Source organism: Mesorhizobium sp. KR1-2, assembly GCF_040045035.1.
Lineage (GTDB): Bacteria > Pseudomonadota > Alphaproteobacteria > Rhizobiales > Rhizobiaceae > Pseudaminobacter.
The window spans coordinates 642341-658912 of sequence record NZ_JBDZDS010000002.1; the positions used below are offsets into that span (position 1 = coordinate 642341).

Consider the following 16572-nt stretch of genomic DNA (forward strand, 5'->3'; position numbering starts at 1 on the left):
GATGAAAGACATCTCCTGCAAGCTTCTGGTCATCGGCGCAGGCCCGGGCGGCTATGTCTGCGCCATCCGCGCCGGCCAGCTCGGCGTCGACACGGTGATCGTGGAGATGGAGAAAGCCGGCGGCACCTGCCTCAACATCGGCTGCATCCCGTCCAAGGCGCTGATCCATGCCGCCGATGAGTTCGAAAAGACCGTGCGCATGGCCAACGGCAACGGCAAGGGCACGCTCGGCATTACCGTCGAAGCACCCAAGCTCGACCTCGCCAAGACCATGACCTGGAAGAACGGCGTGGTCGGCCGCCTCAACAACGGCGTGGTCGGCCTGCTGAAGAAGGCCGGCGTGAAGATCGTGCATGGCCGCGCCAAGTTCCGCGACGGCAAGACGGTGGAGGTCGAGACCGAGACCGGCACGCAGGTGATCCGCACTGAGACGGCGGTTATCGCCACCGGCTCCATGCCGATGGAACTGCCCGCCCTGCCCTTCGGCGGGCCGGTGATTTCCTCAACTGAAGCACTCTCCCTGACGAAGGTGCCCGAAAGGCTGGTGGTCGTGGGCGGCGGCTATATCGGGCTGGAGCTCGGCACCGCTTTCGCGAAATTCGGCTCGAAGGTGACGGTAGTGGAAGCCCTGCCACGCATCCTGCCGCAATATGACGCCGAACTGACCCGGCCGGTGGCGAAACGACTCGGCGAGCTTGGCGTGGCTGTGCTGACAGAGGCAATGGCAATGGGCCTTTCGGCCAAGGGCGACGCCCTCATCGTCAAGACCGCCGACGGCCAGGAACAAGAACTTCCCGCGGACAAGATTCTCGTCACGGTCGGCCGCAAGCCGGTGATGGAAGGCTGGGGGCTGGAAGAACTGGACCTCGACCGTGCGGGAAAATTCCTGCGCATCGACAGCCAGTGCCGCACTTCCATGCGCGGTGTCTATGCCATCGGCGACGTCACCGGCGAGCCGACGCTGGCGCACCGCGCCATGGCGCAGGGCGAGATGGTGGCCGAGATCGTCGCCGGCAACCGCCGCTCATGGGACAAGCGCTGCATTCCGGCCATCTGCTACACCGACCCGGAGGTGGTGAGCGCCGGCCTCTCGCCCGAAGAAGCGCGCGCGCAGGGCCACGAGATCAAGGTCGGCCAGTTCCCCTACACCGCCAATGCCCGCGCCATGACCATGCAGGGCGAGGCCGGCTTCGTACGCGTTGTGGCGCGGGCCGACAACCATCTGGTGCTCGGCATCCAGGCGGTGGGCCAGCACGTCTCGGAACTCGCCACCGCCTTCGGGCTGGCGATCGAGATGGGCGCGCGGCTGGAAGACATCGCCGGCACGATCCATGCTCATCCGACCCAAGGCGAAGCCTTCCAGGAGGCCGCGCTGAAGGCGCTCGGCCACGCCATTCATATTTGAGTGTGGCGCGGCCTCTCACCTTCGAAAGCCGGGAGGGGGTGGTCCATGCCGTGCGCTCCCGCGCCGAAACACATCATGCCGCCTCGCCAAAAACAGCTGATCTCGCATCGCAACATCAGTGCGGCAGAATGTTGCATCGCACAAAATTGCAAGGCTGCCATGCGCCATTGGCAATTGTCTTCGCGGCCGAAAGGGCGCATTTAGAGGAGGCAATTTCGGTGCGGCCACCCTCCTCCCAGGCCAATCCGGATACGGTCGACTTTCACCTCCTCCCGATTGTCGACCACCTTTAGAAGCACCCGCCGGACCTCCTCCCCTGGCGGGTGTTTTCTTTTGGGCGATGCGCGTGGCAAGGTAGGCCCGACGCCATGAAGGCTCAATCTTACGAGCCATCGCCGAGTTACTTCACATCGCACATTCTTTACTGCCTCTGGCTGCACTGCGGTTGAGGCATGGGTCCCCGGAACCTTCGCACTTCGCTCCGCTCGTGCTCCGGCCCGAGGACGACGGGTGGCAGTAGCAGCAATCGCTACCTCAAAGATTAGCGCAAGCAACCAATACAGCCGTCATCCTCGCGTCCTGGCCGCCGAGCCGCGTGCCCATCAAGCGGCAAGAAAGGCAGGATCGCGGGGATCCAAGCCTCGCACTCTCAACAAGCAGTACGATAACGGTCCGTGACGAACGCTGCGGATGAGCCCAGATGGCGGATTCGCCCGCCTTCTCCGCACATGGGGAGTAGAAATTCGGGCGCGGCGGCGTTTGCACCGCCGCGCTGGATGGCATCAGCCGGCGTAGCCGACGATGCCCTTGATCTCGAGGAAGTCGTGGATGCCCCAGTCGGCATATTCGCGGCCGTTGCCCGACTGCTTGTAGCCGCCGAAGGGCGCGTGCGTGTCCCAGGCCGGGTAGTTGAGGTAGACCGAGCCGGCGCGCATCTTCGAGGCCACGCGGCGCGCGTTCTCGATGTTCTGCGACTGGATATAGGCGGCAAGCCCATAGACCGTGTCGTTGGCGATGCGCACCGCGTCATCCTCGTCGTGATAGGAGATGACCGAAAGAACCGGCCCGAAGATTTCCTCGCGCGCAATCGTCATGTCGGGCGTGACATGGCCGAACACGGTCGGGCGGATGTAGTAGCCGCGGTTCAGGCCCTCGGGGCGGCCGACGCCGCCGGCCACCAGCTTGGCGCCTTCGGCGATGCCGGTTTCGATCAGCCCCTGGATCTTGTCGTACTGGAGCTGGCTGACGACCGGGCCGAGTTGGGTCTCGGTCGAGCGTGGGTCGCCGGTGCGGTGCGCCTCGGCAGTGGCCTTCGCCACCTCCAGCGCCTCGTCGTGGCGGGAAGCCGGCACCAGCATGCGCGTAGGCGCATCGCAGGACTGGCCTGTGTTGCCGAAGCAGGCGTTCACGCCCTCGCGCACGGCATGCTCGAAATCGGCATCCGGCAGGATGATGTTGGCGCTCTTGCCGCCCAGTTCCTGCGCCACGCGCTTGACCGTGTCGGCCGCGGCCTTGGCAACGAGAATGCCCGCGCGCGTCGAGCCGGTGAAGGACACCATGTCGACATCCGGGTGCTCGGCCATCACCTGGCCGACATCCGGGCCGTTGCCGTTGACCATGTTGAAAACGCCCTTCGGCACGCCCGCCTCATGCATGATCTCGGCAAAGACGATGCCGCTGATCGGCGCGATTTCCGACGGCTTCAGCACCACGGTGCAGCCCGCGGCGATGGCCGGCGCCACCTTGCAGACGATCTGGTTGAGCGGCCAGTTCCAGGGCGTGATCAGCGCGCAGACGCCGATCGGCTCCTTCACCACCATGGTGCCGCCGCGCTGATGGCTGAATTCGTAGTCTTCGAGCGCCTTGATGGTCGATTCGAGATGCACCTGGCCGGCGGCGGCCTGCGCCTCGCGCGCCCAGGTGATCGGCGCGCCCATCTCCTGAGAGATCGCCTGCGCCACGTCCTCGTAGCGGCGCATGTAGATTTCCAGCACCTTGTTGAGCAGCGCCAGGCGCTGTTCGCGCGTGGTCTGCGAGAAGCTGGCGAAGGCCGCGCGCGCTGCGGCGACGGACTTGTCGACGTCAGCCTTCGAGCCGACCGAGATCGTGGTGTAGGCTTCTTCGGTCGACGGGTCGATGACGTCCAGCGTCGCCGGCTTCACCGGCGCAACCCATTCACCGTCGATGTAGAATTTCAGATGATTGCTCATGTTTTCCGTTCCGATCCGTGAAAGATCTTGCGTGAAATGGCAGGGCGCCTCCGTGACGCCCGGTTAGGTCAGGCGTTCTCGAAGCCCGTCAGCACTCCGACGGCATTAATGCCGATTTCCTCGACCGCATAGCCGCCTTCCATGACGAAAAGTGTAGGCAGGCCGAGCTTGGCAATGCGCTGGCCGATCTTGGGATAGTCCTCGCTCTTCAGCTTGAACTGGCTGATCGGGTCCTTCTCGAAGGTGTCGACACCGAGCGACACGACGACCACGTCCGGCCCATAGGCGGCCAGCTTGGTGCAGGCGTCTTCGAGCGCGAGGCTCCACTTGTCCCACGGCGTTCCCGGCGCCATCGGATAGTTCACGTTGAAGCCCTCGCCCTTGCCAGCGCCGCGCTCATCGGCATGACCGAGGAAGAACGGATATTCCGTGTTCGGGTCGCCATGCAGGTTCAGCACCAGCACGTCGTCGCGCTCATAGAAGATTTCCTGGGTGCCGTTGCCGTGGTGGTAGTCGACGTCGAGAATCGCCACGCGGGCCGCACCCTGGTCGCGATACCACTGCGCCGCGACGGCGGCATTGTTGATGAAACAGTAGCCGCCCATGAAGGCGGCGCCCGCATGGTGCCCGGGCGGACGGCAGAGCGCAAAGGCAGCCCGCTCGCCGGCCTTCACCACCTCGGCGGCGGTCAGGCCGACATCATAGGACGACTTGATCGCATCCCAGGTGCCTTGGACGAAGGTCGCGCCGGCGTCGAAGGAGTAGTAACCGAGCAATGCATCGATACGCGTCGGACGCACGTCGCCGCGCAGGCCGCGCGTGGGCCAGGTGAAGGCCATGGCCGAGCCCGGATAACCTGCCTTCTGCCACAGCGGCCAGACAGTCGGCAGGAAATCGATATAGTCGGCGCGGTGCACGCGCTTGGCTGCGTCCAGCGTGTGCTCCGTCGGCGCCAGGATCGGGCCCAGCTTCTCGCTCTCGACCCGTGCCTTGATGTACTCCGCACGCGAAGGCTTCTCGAAGCCCGGCACGATCTCACCGGCAACCAGCTCCATCTGTCCGGCGTGGCCGGCGTGCAGCGGAGAAAAGATTGTCTTCATTCACTGTCCCCTTGGTGGTTCGGGGCGTGACCCTAGCCGCAGGCGGCGGCCTTCCACAAGTGTGCTTCTGTGCCAAGACTGATGGCTAATCTGGCATCATCCCAAGTTTCCGGCGATTGCTAGCGTAGGCGGGTCACGGAGACCGAAATGCTTTCCCATGCCGATCTGATCGTCACCAACGGCCGCGTCTTGACCATGGACGAGGCCAATCCCAAGGCCGAGGCCATCGCCGTCAAGGACGGGCTGATCCTAGCCGTCGGCGACAATGGCTCCATCCTCGATCGGAAAGGCCCCGACACGCGGATCATCGATGCCAAGGGCGGCTCGGTGGTTCCCGGCTTCATCGAAGCGCATATGCATCTGTTCTCCGGCGCGGCCGAGCTTGCGCATCTCCAGCTTCAGGGCGTGTACGGCTTCGAGGCGTTGCAGAAGGTGATCCGCGACTATGCCGCCGCCCGCCCCGACGCGAAGATGCTCGTGGGCCAGGGCGTGGACTACACGGTGCTGCCCGCCGAAACCGTGACGCGCCACCATCTCGACCGCATCCTGCCCGACCGCCCCTTCGCCATGGCCGCGCCCGACCATCACACCATGTGGGCCAACACCAAGGCGCTGGAGATGGCCGGCGTCCTGCACGGCAAGAAGGTCGGCCCGGGCAACGAGGTCGTCATGGGCGAGGATGGTCTCGCCACCGGCGAATTGCGCGAGAACGAAGCCTTCGGCCCGGTGCTGAAACTGGCCGGCGAAGAGCGCACGCGCCTTGGTCTGTCCACAGGCGGCGAGCCTGATCCGGCACCGAGCACAGCCGAACGCGATGCCGACCGCGACATCATGCGCCGCGGCCTTGCCTGGTGCGCCAAGCACGGCATCACCTCGATCCAGAACATGGACGGCAATCTCTACCAGCTCGACCTGCTGTCGGAGATCGATGCCGAGGAAGGCCTCTCCTGCCGCGTGCAGGTTCCCTTCCACTACAAAAACTTCATGACGCTCGACATGCTGGAGAAAGCCTCAAGCATGGCCGAGCGTTACTCGTCCGACTACCTGCACTCCGGCGTGGTCAAGGTCTTCTATGACGGCGTGCTCGATTCGTGGACGGCCGTCATGATCGAGCCCTATGCCGACCGGCCCGACTGGGTCGGCGAGCCGCTGTTCACGCCAGACCAGTTCCGCGAACTGGCCGTGGCGATCGACAGGCGCGGCCTGCAGATCGCCGTCCATGCCATCGGCGACGGCGCTGTGCGTGCCGTGCTCGACGGCTACGAGGCGGCGCGGAAGGAAAACGGCAAGCGCGACAGCCGCCACCGCATCGAGCACATCGAGGTGACCACCGAGGCCGACATCCCGCGCTTCATCGACCTCGGCGTCATCGCTTCCATGCAGCCTCCCCATCCGCCCGGCTCGATGGGCCTGCCGCTGGAGCCGACCGTCTCGCGCATCGGCCGCGAGCGCTGGCATGTCAGCTATCCCTCGCGCACGCTGAAGGAGGCTGGTGCGCATGTCGTCTTCGCCTCCGACTGGCCGGTCTCTCCGATCGACCCGATCGCCGGCATGCAGGCTTCGATGATGCGTGAAAAATGGGCCGACGACATGCCCGACCAGCGATTCTCGCTGCATGAGGCACTTGCCGCCTACACGGTCGAAGGCGCCTATGCCGAGTTCGCCGAGAGCCGCAAGGGCCAGCTCAAGCCCGGCTTCCTCGGCGACCTCGTCGTGCTGTCGGGCGACATCGAGGCGACCGCGCCGGACGCACTACACGAAATTCGCCCCGCCACCACCATCTGCGGCGGCCGGATCACATACCAGGCATAGAGACAAGCGGGTCGCAGGAAACATCCACTTGAATCTTTGTTCAGTCGGCCAGTTGCCAATCCCAACGGCATGTGCTGACAATTGCAGACGAAAGATGCCTCGCCGACAAGAGCGAGCCAGCAACAGGGGAACGCGTGCCGGAAATGCCGGATAAAAATGCGATTGAAGTCCACGGTGTCAGCAAATTGTTCGGTACGGGAGCGGCGCAGTTCGCGGCGCTGGACAACGTCTCCGTATCGATCCGTGAAAACGAGTTCTTCACTCTTCTGGGGCCTTCCGGCTGCGGCAAGACCACGCTTTTGCGGCTGATCGCCGGCTTCGACTTCCCCACCGAGGGCCAGATCCTGCTTCACGGCCAGGACATCGCCCCGCTGCCGCCCTTCAAGCGGCCGGTCAACACCGTCTTCCAGAGCTATGCGCTGTTCCCGCATATGACCGTGGGCCAGAACATCGCCTTCGGCCTGGAGATGCTGGGCAAACCCAAGGCCGAGATCGAGGCGCGCGTCACCGAGATGCTGAGGCTGGTGCGCATGGAAGCGCTGAAGGACCGCAAGACCAGCCAGATCTCCGGCGGCCAGCAGCAGCGTGTGGCGCTGGCCCGCGCACTGGCGCCGCAGCCGAAGGTTCTGCTGCTCGACGAGCCGCTCTCGGCGCTCGACTACAAGCTGCGCAAGGAAATGCAGATCGAGCTGAAGCGCCTTCAGCACGAAACCGGCATCACCTTTATCTTCGTCACGCACGACCAGGAAGAAGCGCTGACCATGTCCGACCGCATCGCGGTCATGTCGGCGGGCAAGATCCTGCAGGTCGGCTCACCCTGGGACATCTACGACCGCCCGGCGGTGCGCTTCGTCGCCGACTTCATCGGCGAGACCAACTTCCTCGACGCCGAGGTGGTTTCGGCCGGCGATGGCCGCGCGACCGTGCGGCTGTCCTCCGGCGCCGAGATCCCGGCCACCTGCCCTTCCGGCTTGAGCCCGCAAGGCAAGGTCACCATCGTGGTCCGGCCCGAGCATGCGCGCGTGGCGGCGCCGAACGGCGCTGCCGCCCATCTCGGCCATGTCGAGAACGTGGTCTATCTGGGCACCGACACGCATTTCCACGTGCGCCTCGACGACGGCACGCCCTTCATCGTGCGCCAGCAGAACAGCCGAAACGGCCATAACGGCTTTGCCAAGGCAGAGCGCGTCGGCATCGAGTTCGGCCAAGACGTCGCGCAGATCCTGAGGGACTGAACAGATGGCGAGCGCACAGGAATCCGCCCGCAGCGCCGAACGTCAGGACATCAGGAACCGCTGGCTGCTTTCGACGCCGGCGCTGATGATCATCTTCCTGGCGGCCATCGGCCCGCTTTTGATCGTTCTCGTCTATTCCTTCCTCGCGCCCGGGCCCTATGGCGACGTGAAGTGGGAATTCTCCACTGACGGCTGGGTCAGCGTGTTCCTGCAACGGGACATCTTCGACGACACGCTGTCCTTCGCGGACGCGCATCTGGCCATCTTCTGGCGCTCGGTGAAACTGTCGCTGGGGACGACCCTGCTGACGGTGGTCTTCGGCTTTCCCACCGCCTATTTCATCGCGACGCGGCCGGAGCGCACGCGCGAGGTCTGGCTGTTCCTGATCACCATTCCGTTCTGGACCAACCTGCTCATCCGCACCTTCGCGATCCTGCAGATCATCCGCAACGAAGGCATCATCAACACCCTGCTGATCAAGGCCGGCATTATCAACGCCCCGATCCAGATCCTGTTCACCGATGTCGCGATCATGATCGGCATGGTCTATGTCTACCTGCCACTGATGGTCCTGCCGCTCTACGCCAGCATGGAAAAGCTCGATTTCCGCCTCGTGGAAGCGGGCTACGACCTCTATGCCTCGCGCTTTGCGGTGCTGCGCCGCATCATCTTCCCGCTGGTCAAGCCCGGCCTCATCGCCGGCTCGATCCTGGTCTTCATCCCCTCACTCGGCGCCTATGTCACGCCCAGCCTGCTCGGCGGCGGCAAGAACATGATGCTCGGCAACCTCATCGAGCTGCAGTTCGGCCAGGGCCGCAACTGGCCGCTCGGCGCATCCATCTCGATCACGCTGATGGCGATGGTCATGATCGCGCTGCTTGCCTATGTGCGCAACGCCGGCTCCTCGGAGGTGCGTCATGGCTAAGAGTTTCGACCTCAAGGCCCTGCCGGGCTTCACCACCATCGCGGTCATCTGCTTCGTCGCGCTCTATCTGCCCATCATCATCCTGGTGGCCTATGCCTTCAACGCGGCGACCTCCACCTCGGAATGGGGCGGCTTTTCGCTGAAATGGTTCGTTTCGGCTTGGAACAACGCCCAGGTGATCGACGCCACCATCCGGTCGTTCCAGATCGCGGTGCTGGCCGCGACATTCGCAACCATCGCGGCCACCATGGCAGCGCTCGCGACCACGCGGACGAAATCCTATCGCGGACTGACCTTCAAATACGCCTTCATCAACCAGCCGCTGATGGTGCCCGAGATCGTGACCGCGGTGGCGCTGCTGATCTTCTTCTCGCGCGTCAAGGTCTTCACCGGCTATGCCGGCCTCGGCTACCTGATCGCCGCCCACACGGCCTTCTGCATTCCCTTCGCCTATCTGCCCATCCGGGCACGGCTGGAAAGCATGGACCTGACGCTGGAGCGCGCCGCGGCCGACCTCTACGCCACGCCGTGGAAGACGTTCCGGCGCGTGACGCTGCCGCTTCTGTGGCCGGGCGTCCTGGCCGGCTTCATGCTCGCCTTCGTCATCTCGCTCGACGACGTGGTCATCACCAACTTCGTCAAGCTGGGCGGGCAGGACACGCTGCCGACCTACATGCTCGGCCAGATCCGCCGTGGCATCACGCCCGAGATCAACGCCATTTCGACGGCTTTCCTGCTGCTTTCGATCCTCATCGTGACGCTTTTCTTCTTCGCCAGCAGAAAACGCGACTGAACCCGCAGACAACCAATGGGAGCACTGCCATGAACTGGAAGACCACCGCGCCGGCAATCGGGTTGGCGCTGCTTGCCTCGACGGGCCTCGCCCGCGCCGAAGGCGAGCTCAACATCTACAACTGGGGCAACTACACCAGCCCCGAGGTGATCAAGAAGTTCGAGGAGAAGTTCAACGTCAAGGTGACGATCACCGACTACGACTCCAACGACACCGCGCTTGCCAAGGTGCGCCAGGGCGGCACCGGCTTCGACATCGCGATCCCGTCGCAGACCTACGTGCCGATCTGGATCGAGGAAGGCCTCATTCAGGAGACCGATCCCTCCACGATGGAGAACTTCAAGAACGTGGCGCCCGAATGGGCCAATCCCGACTTCGACCCCGGCCGTAAGTACACCGTGCCGTGGGCCTGGGGCACGATCGGCATCGTGGTCAACACCGACGCCTACAAGGGTCCGGCCGACAGCTGGGGCATCATCTTCAACACCCCTGACGAGCTGAAGGGCAAGGTCAACGTCGTGCCCGAGATGGGCGACGTCATGTTCGCGGCGATCAAGTATCTCGGCGGCGAACAGTGCACCGACGACAAAACCCTGCTGAAGAAGGTTCGCGACATGCTGGTCGCGGCCAAGCCGAACTGGGTCGCGATGGAATACAACACCATCGAGCGCATGGGCGCCGGCGACTTCATGGCAACCAGCGACTGGAACGGCTCGGCCCTGCGCCAGCGGCTGGAGCATCCGCAGATCCACTACTCCTACCCGAAGGAAGGCTTCGGCCTGTGGAGCGACAACGTCGTCGTGCTGAAGGAAGCCAAGAACGTCGAGAACGCCAAGCTCTTCCAGAACTTCATCATGGACCCGGAGAATGCGGCCGGCCTCTCGGCCTTCCACCGCTATGCCAACGCCATCACCGGCTCGGAAAAATACATGCCGGATGACATGAAGGACGCGCCGGAAGTCGTGATCCCGGAGGCCGACAAGGCCCATGGCGAACTGCAGAAGATGTGCTCGCCGGAAACGCAGGAGCTCTACACCAAGATCTGGACCGAGCTTCAGAAGTAACAGCATGATCGCGGCCCGGCGAACACCGTCGGGCCGCCCCTTCCCGACCAGGCTGCCATGACCTCCTATCGCAACAGCGATCCACTTCCTCCCATCATGCAAGGATCGCCGCCGCAGATGGTGCCGCCGCGGTTGGATTGGGATCGGCCGCCCTGGAACAGATGGGCCTTTCAGCACATTCGCGAGCTTCTGCCCACGGCCGAAGTCTGGCGCGGCGAAGGCCCCGTGCGCGAACTGCCGCGCAACGAACGAAATCTCGACGATCTGCCGGTCGCTGAGGGCGCTGGCGCGCAGACGCTCGCCGGTCATCTCGACGAGACCTACACCGACGGCTTCCTGGTGCTCAGGAAGGGCGCGGTCGTTTACGAACGCTATTTCAACGGCATGACGCCGCGCACGCTGCATCTGTCGCAGTCCGTCGCCAAGTCGGTCACTGCGACGGTGTTCGGCATTCTCGCCGGCCGTGGAATTATCGACCCTGCCGCGCCCGTGACCCGCTATCTGCCCGAACTGGAACAGACGGGATGGCGCGGCGCCACGCTGCAGCATGTCCTCGACATGAGAAGCGGCGTCCGCTTCAGCGAGGAATATGCCAACCCCTATTCCGAGATGGGACAGGTCGACGTCGCCGCGGGCTGGAAGCCAATCCCGCCGGGCACCGACCCGGCATTCAAATGGCCGACGCATATGTGGGAGATGATCCTCGGCCTGTCGGAGACGGAGCGGCCGCACGGTGCGGAGTTCGTCTATCGTTCGATCGAAACCGACGTTCTCGCCTTTGCCATGGAACGCGCCACCGGCAAGCGCCTGCCGCAGCTTGTGTCGGAAGAGCTCTGGCAGAAGATCGGTGCGGAAGAAAGCGCCTGCTTCACCGTAGACAGCGCCGGCTATGCGCTGGCCGATGGCGGCTTCAACGCCACGCTTCGGGACTATGCCCGTTTCGGGCAGCTGATCCTGGATAATGGCGGCGGCGTGGTCCCGCCGGACTGGATCGAGGCGACCCGAACCGGCATTCATGGCCCGCTTTACAGCAAGAGCTTTCCGACCGGCTCCTACAAGAACCAGTTCTGGATCGAGGATGCGCACTCTCGCTCGCTGATGTGCCGGGGCGTCTTCGGCCAGCTAATCCATATCAACTGGGATCACCAGATGGTGGTGGTGAAACTATCGACCTATCCGGATTTCACCAATCACGACTATTCAGTCGGCACTTTGAGAGCGATCCACGCGATCGCCGACGCACTCGCCTGATTCAGCAATTCCCGAGGGACAGAACATGACCGCCCAGACCGCTTTCGCGCGCCAATTCGGCTTTGCCCGCTCCGACGTCACGCTGGAGAACTGGCGCACCCACCCCTACAACCGCTGGGCCTTCCAGCATGTCGGCGAGTTGGTGCCGAGCGCGGAGATCGCCGCTCCCACCGACGCGCCTGAAGCGCCGGCCGGAGACCTGGGCGCGTTGCTGGGCGAGACGGTGGTCACCGGTGCCGGGTCCGAGACCGTGGCCGCCTTCTTCGAACGCACGCACACCGACGCCTTCGTGGCACTGAAGGGGGGCAAGGTGGTAGGCGAATACAACGCCCCGCACATGGCGCCGGGCGGCCGTCACATCATCTTCTCTATCTCGAAGTCGCTGACCGCGATCCTCGCGGGCTCGCTGCAGGCCGACGGCCTGCTTGACCCAACAGCCCCGGTCACGCGCTACATTCCCGAAGCCGAAGGCACGGCCTTTGCCGACGCCACGGTGCAGCATGTGCTGGACATGACCAGCACGATCGACTTCGAGGAGCTCTATCTCGATCCCGAAAGCGCCTTCGCGCGTTATCGCCGCGCGACTCTTTGGAACCCCAACACCAACGGCCCCGACAGCGAGAAGCTGCTTTCCTTCATCATGACCATCGGCAAGGGCGCCGGCGAGCACGGCGAGGTTTTCCGCTACCGCTCGCCCAATTCCGACCTGCTCGGCGTCATCGTCGAGCGCGCCTCTGGTCTGCGCTATGCCGACCTCATGGTCGAGCGCCTGTGGACACCGCTCGGCGCCAAGCGCGGCGGCCGCATCACCGTTGACGGTGAAGGCACCGCGCGCGCTGCCGGCGGCATCTCGGTTACCGTGCGCGACCTTGCTCGCGTCGGCGAGTTGATGCGCTGCGGCGGCGTCTACGAGGGCCGGCGCATCCTGCCCGAAAGCTGGGTCAAGGACACTGCCACCGGTGGTGACCGCGAGGCCTGGAAGAAGGGCGACTTTGCCTTCCTGATGCCCAATGGCAGCTATCGCAACAAATGGTACCAGACCGGCTTCGAGGGCGAGCCCTATTGCGGCATCGGCATCCACGGCCAGTGGCTCTATGTCGATCCGGCGAACGAAGTGGTTCTGGTCAAGATCGCGTCGCAGCCCCTGCCCGTCGACGACGAGCTCGACAAGCAGAACCTCGCCTTCTTCCATGAGGTCTCGAAGCGGCTCTGATTGACTACATTCGCGAAACCTCCGCGTTTCGTGATCGCCGAGGAGCATGATCCGGGCGAATCGGGCGCATTTGTCGCTCGCTTCGCCCCATTTGTGACGCATTGAAGAGAGGAATCTCGGTCCTTGATCTACACGTCCGGATGGACGTGCAGCTGTGCTCAGCACTTCGACCCGGCACAAAAAGCTCTTCAAAGATTTTCGCCTGATCTTTTGGGGTTATGCGTTTGTAGCGCAATGGTGTAGGAGCATTTGTGTCCTCGTGTTACACTTGGATAACGAAGCCGTAGGAACGACCTCGCACGATGATGTTCAAAGCCGACCAACCGACGGGACGCGGATATGCATCCGCCGTGCTGCTTTGGTTCGTCGTGGCGCTGGCCGCCGCGCATGGCGTTCTCGGCGCGATTTCTCCTGCCCGCGCTTTCCGGCTGCAAACCGATAGCATTGGCGCCGCCGGCCAGCGTACCGGCGACCCGGCGGGCGGGCGCACCAGCCTGATTAACCATCAGCGCCTGGTGGCCATCGCCGAATGGCGCGGTCTGGCGCAGAAATCCCAGCTTCCCGTCGGCGATGCCGGCCCGGCAATCCTGCCCTCGGCATCCTGGCATGTCGCCGCAGCTTTGCGCCCATGCCTTTCCGAAACCGTTCCGGAAAGCCTTCACGAAGCCGGCGCGCTGGTTCATCGCGCCCGCGCGCCGCCACTGGCGGCCTGAGCGACGCGTTTCGCTCGACAGCGACTACACATTCTTGAAAAATGACTGCGGATTGACTGGCTGAAGCGGCCGGCGTTGCGCATAGACAGGACCAGAAGCAATGCGAACTTCCAAATGGGTGGTGATGAGCTATGTCATCATCGTCCTTATCGGCGTCTTCGCCGCCCTTCCAAGCGCCATGCCGCCCTCCATGCTCGAAAAGATGCCGAGCTGGTTCAGGCATCAGGTCACCCTCGGCCTCGACCTTCAGGGCGGCTCCCACCTCGTGCTCGAAGTCGACGCCAATGCATTGAAGGCCGATCGTCTGCGTTCGCTGCTGGACGACGCGCGTGGCGCGCTTCGCAAGGAGCGCATCCCCGTGCAGTCGGCCCGCGTGGCCGGCGATGCCGTGGTCATCAACATCGATGATGACACCCAGCGCGCCCAGGCACTCGACGTGCTGAAGAAGCTGGCGATGCCGGTTTCCTCCGGCTTCGGCGCCGGAACGGCCGACATCGACGTCGCCTCGACCGACAAGCAGATCAAGCTGACGCTGTCGGAAGCCGGTATCCGCGACCGCATCGACGCGGCGATCCAGCAGAGTCTTGAGATCGTGCGCCAGCGCGTCGACCAGGTCGGCGTGGCCGAGCCCTCCATCCAGCGCGTCGGTTCCGACCGCATCCTGGTGCAGTTGCCCGGCCTGCAGGACCCGACACGCCTGCGCCAGTTGCTCGGCTCGACGGCCAAGATGGAATTCCACATGGTCGCCAACAATGTGGAGCCCGGCCAGCCGCTGCCTCCCGGCGTGACCATGATGCCGGATGCCAAGACCCAGCAGCAATATCCGATCGAGGACCGCGTCGCGCTGAGCGGCGAACGCCTTACGGATGCCCGCGCCGGCTTCGATCAGCGCACGCAGGAGCCGATTGTCTCCTTCCGCTTCGACAGCGTCGGCGCCCGCCAGTTCGCTGAGATCACCCAGGCAAATGTTGGCCGTCCCTTCGCCATCGTGCTCGACGGCAAGGTGCTGAGCGCGCCGACCATCCGTGAGCCGATCACCGGCGGTTCGGGCCAGATCAGCGGCAGCTTCACCGTCGAGGACACCACCGTGCTCTCGGCCCTGCTGCGCGCCGGCGCCCTGCCCGCCCCGCTTACCGTCATCGAGGAACGCACCGTCGGTCCGGACCTCGGCGGGGACGTCATCCGCATGGGCCTCTACACCGGTATCGCCGGTTTCGTCGCCGTCGTGCTGTTCATGCTGACGCTCTACGGCAGCTGGGGCATGATCGCCAACTTCGGCCTGCTGCTGCACCTGATCCTCACCATCGGCGTGCTGGCCATCCTCGGCGCGACGCTGACCTTGCCCGGTATCGCGGGTATCATCCTCGGCATCGGCTTCGGCGTGGACGCCAACATCCTCATCAACGAGCGAATAAGAGAGGAATCCAAGAAGGGCCTAAGCGCCTTTGCCGCGCTGGACCACGGCTTCAAGCGCGCCTTCTCGACCATCGTCGACGCCAACGTGACCTCGCTGATCGTGACAGCGCTGCTGTTCATGTTCGGCTCGGGCCCGATCCGCGGCTTCGCCATCACCATGATCATCGGCACATGTCTGTCGATGTTCACCGCCGTGGCGATCGTCAAGGTGATCATGACCGAGGTGATCCGCCGTCGTAAGATGAAGACCATCAAGATCGAGCCGCTTGTGCACTTCTTCCCGGAGAAGACCTCGATCTCCTTCATGAACGCCCGCTTCTTCGGCATCGGTCTCTCGATCCTGCTGTCGCTGGCGTCCATCGGCCTGTTCATCAAGCCGGGCCTCAACTACGGCATCGACTTCAAGGGCGGCATCCAGGTGGAGATCACCACCTCGCAGCCTGCGGACCTCGCGACCCTGCGCAGCACGCTGAGCGGCCTGGACCTCGGTGAAGTGACCCTGCAGCGCATCGGCGGCGACAACGACGTGCTGATCCGCGTGCAGCGCCAGGAAGGCGGAGAGCAGGCTCAGACGGCCGCCGTGACCAAGGTCAAGGACGCCGTCCAGAAGCTCGATCAGAGCGTCAAGTTCGACCGCGTCGACGTCGTCGGACCGAAGGTCAGCGGCGAGCTGGCGCATTCGGGCGTGATGGCGGTGGTGTTGGCCTCGGTGGCCATGCTGCTCTACATCTGGTGGCGTTTCGAGTGGAACTTCGCACTCGGCGCAATCGCAACGCTGATCCTCGACACAACCAAGATGGTCGGCTTCTTCGCGCTGGTCGGGCTGGACTTCAACCTGACGGCCATCGCCGCACTCCTGACCATCATCGGCTACTCGGTGAACGACAAGGTCGTGGTGTATGACCGCATGCGCGAGAACCTGCGCCTCTTCAAGAAGATGCCGCTGCGCCAGGTCATCGACATGAGTATCAACCAGGTGTTCGCGCGCTGTATCTACACTTCAGTCGCGATCCTGCTGTCGATGTTGCCGATGGCGATCTGGGGCGGCAGTGCGGTGGAGAACTTCGCCGTGCCGATGGTGTTCGGCGTTGTCATCGCCACGTCCTCCTCGATCTTCATCGCAGCGCCGATCCTGCTCTTCCTGGGCGACTGGTGGACCAAGCACCACCCGCAGCGCGTCGAGAGCAAGACGGTGCCGGCCAAGAGCTGACGCAAGATCCTTCCGCTCCGATCCCTCGGAGCGGAGCGAACAACGAAAACGGCGCCTTTCGGGGCGCCGTTTTTGTTTGCGGTCACCTGTCCACGCTGCCTGGTGTCATGGAACCCGGATGGGCGCCGCCCGTTGAGCAGCCATACAGGTGCACGCCATTGCAGATCCGTCGATAATTGCCTAACCCAGGCCCGGCCGATCGGCTCAATTCCCCCAGCATGAAAG

Annotated in this window: 12 protein-coding genes; 10 read left to right on the forward strand and 2 right to left on the reverse strand. The window is 64.0% G+C overall.

All coding sequences use genetic code 11. The features are described 5' to 3' along the window. The first annotated feature begins 1 nt into the window (after window position 1). Window positions 2-1405: a dihydrolipoyl dehydrogenase gene (lpdA, locus tag ABLE85_RS07285; RefSeq protein ID WP_348792025.1), complete on the forward strand. Its 1404-nt coding sequence runs from the start codon at window positions 2-4 to the stop codon at window positions 1403-1405. Between the two features lie 782 nt (window positions 1406-2187). On the opposite strand, the gene ABLE85_RS07290 is transcribed toward lpdA, so the two are convergent. Continuing rightward, window positions 2188-3615, reverse strand: a complete 1428-nt coding sequence (locus tag ABLE85_RS07290; RefSeq protein WP_348792026.1) for an aldehyde dehydrogenase family protein — start codon at window positions 3613-3615, stop codon at window positions 2188-2190. Window positions 3616-3683: 68 nt separating this feature from the next. Continuing rightward, window positions 3684-4715: a histone deacetylase family protein gene (locus ABLE85_RS07295; RefSeq protein ID WP_348792027.1), complete on the reverse strand. Its 1032-nt coding sequence runs from the start codon at window positions 4713-4715 to the stop codon at window positions 3684-3686. Between the two features lie 147 nt (window positions 4716-4862). On the opposite strand from ABLE85_RS07295, the gene ABLE85_RS07300 reads away from it, so the two are divergent. From ABLE85_RS07300 to secD, 9 genes are all read left to right on the forward strand, one after another. Beyond that, window positions 4863-6527 (forward strand): amidohydrolase, encoded by a 1665-nt coding sequence (locus ABLE85_RS07300; protein ID WP_348792028.1) that lies wholly within the window; start codon window positions 4863-4865, stop codon window positions 6525-6527. Window positions 6528-6661: 134 nt separating this feature from the next. Further along, window positions 6662-7762, forward strand: coding sequence for an ABC transporter ATP-binding protein (locus ABLE85_RS07305; RefSeq protein ID WP_348792029.1), 1101 nt, complete (start codon window positions 6662-6664; stop codon window positions 7760-7762). A 4-nt stretch (window positions 7763-7766) separates the two neighbouring features. Beyond that, the gene (locus ABLE85_RS07310; protein ID WP_348792030.1) at window positions 7767-8687 is read left to right on the forward strand and encodes an ABC transporter permease; all 921 of its coding nucleotides are present in this window, start codon (window positions 7767-7769) and stop codon (window positions 8685-8687) included. Continuing rightward, window positions 8680-9480: an ABC transporter permease gene (locus ABLE85_RS07315; RefSeq protein ID WP_348792031.1), complete on the forward strand. Its 801-nt coding sequence runs from the start codon at window positions 8680-8682 to the stop codon at window positions 9478-9480. Before ABLE85_RS07310 ends, ABLE85_RS07315 begins: the two co-directional genes overlap by 8 nt. Before the next feature lie 29 nt (window positions 9481-9509). Beyond that, on the forward strand, window positions 9510-10544 hold the full coding sequence (locus ABLE85_RS07320) for an extracellular solute-binding protein (protein WP_348792032.1): 1035 nt from the start codon (window positions 9510-9512) through the stop codon (window positions 10542-10544). Window positions 10545-10601: 57 nt separating this feature from the next. Further along, window positions 10602-11795, forward strand: a complete 1194-nt coding sequence (locus tag ABLE85_RS07325) for a serine hydrolase (RefSeq protein ID WP_348792033.1) — start codon at window positions 10602-10604, stop codon at window positions 11793-11795. Window positions 11796-11820: 25 nt separating this feature from the next. Next, the gene (locus ABLE85_RS07330; RefSeq protein WP_348792034.1) at window positions 11821-13008 is read left to right on the forward strand and encodes a serine hydrolase; all 1188 of its coding nucleotides are present in this window, start codon (window positions 11821-11823) and stop codon (window positions 13006-13008) included. 302 nt (window positions 13009-13310) lie between these two features. Then, window positions 13311-13721, forward strand: coding sequence for a hypothetical protein (locus ABLE85_RS07335; protein ID WP_348792035.1), 411 nt, complete (start codon window positions 13311-13313; stop codon window positions 13719-13721). 100 nt (window positions 13722-13821) lie between these two features. Then, window positions 13822-16347, forward strand: a complete 2526-nt coding sequence (gene secD, locus ABLE85_RS07340; RefSeq protein ID WP_348792036.1) for a protein translocase subunit SecD — start codon at window positions 13822-13824, stop codon at window positions 16345-16347. Window positions 16348-16572 lie beyond the last annotated feature (225 nt).

Excerpts from the sequence above, each read along its gene's own strand:
- lpdA (WP_348792025.1), top strand. The coding sequence starts at position 2 with ATGAAAGACATCTCCTGCAAGCTTCTGGTCATCGGCGCAGGCCCGGGC.
- ABLE85_RS07290 (WP_348792026.1), bottom strand. The coding sequence starts at position 3,615 with ATGAGCAATCATCTGAAATTCTACATCGACGGTGAATGGGTTGCGCCG.
- ABLE85_RS07295 (WP_348792027.1), bottom strand. The coding sequence starts at position 4,715 with ATGAAGACAATCTTTTCTCCGCTGCACGCCGGCCACGCCGGACAGATG.
- ABLE85_RS07300 (WP_348792028.1), top strand. The coding sequence starts at position 4,863 with ATGCTTTCCCATGCCGATCTGATCGTCACCAACGGCCGCGTCTTGACC.
- ABLE85_RS07310 (WP_348792030.1), top strand. The coding sequence starts at position 7,767 with ATGGCGAGCGCACAGGAATCCGCCCGCAGCGCCGAACGTCAGGACATC.
- ABLE85_RS07315 (WP_348792031.1), top strand. The coding sequence starts at position 8,680 with ATGGCTAAGAGTTTCGACCTCAAGGCCCTGCCGGGCTTCACCACCATC.
- ABLE85_RS07320 (WP_348792032.1), top strand. The coding sequence starts at position 9,510 with ATGAACTGGAAGACCACCGCGCCGGCAATCGGGTTGGCGCTGCTTGCC.
- ABLE85_RS07325 (WP_348792033.1), top strand. The coding sequence starts at position 10,602 with ATGACCTCCTATCGCAACAGCGATCCACTTCCTCCCATCATGCAAGGA.
- ABLE85_RS07330 (WP_348792034.1), top strand. The coding sequence starts at position 11,821 with ATGACCGCCCAGACCGCTTTCGCGCGCCAATTCGGCTTTGCCCGCTCC.
- ABLE85_RS07335 (WP_348792035.1), top strand. The coding sequence starts at position 13,311 with ATGATGTTCAAAGCCGACCAACCGACGGGACGCGGATATGCATCCGCC.
- secD (WP_348792036.1), top strand. The coding sequence starts at position 13,822 with ATGCGAACTTCCAAATGGGTGGTGATGAGCTATGTCATCATCGTCCTT.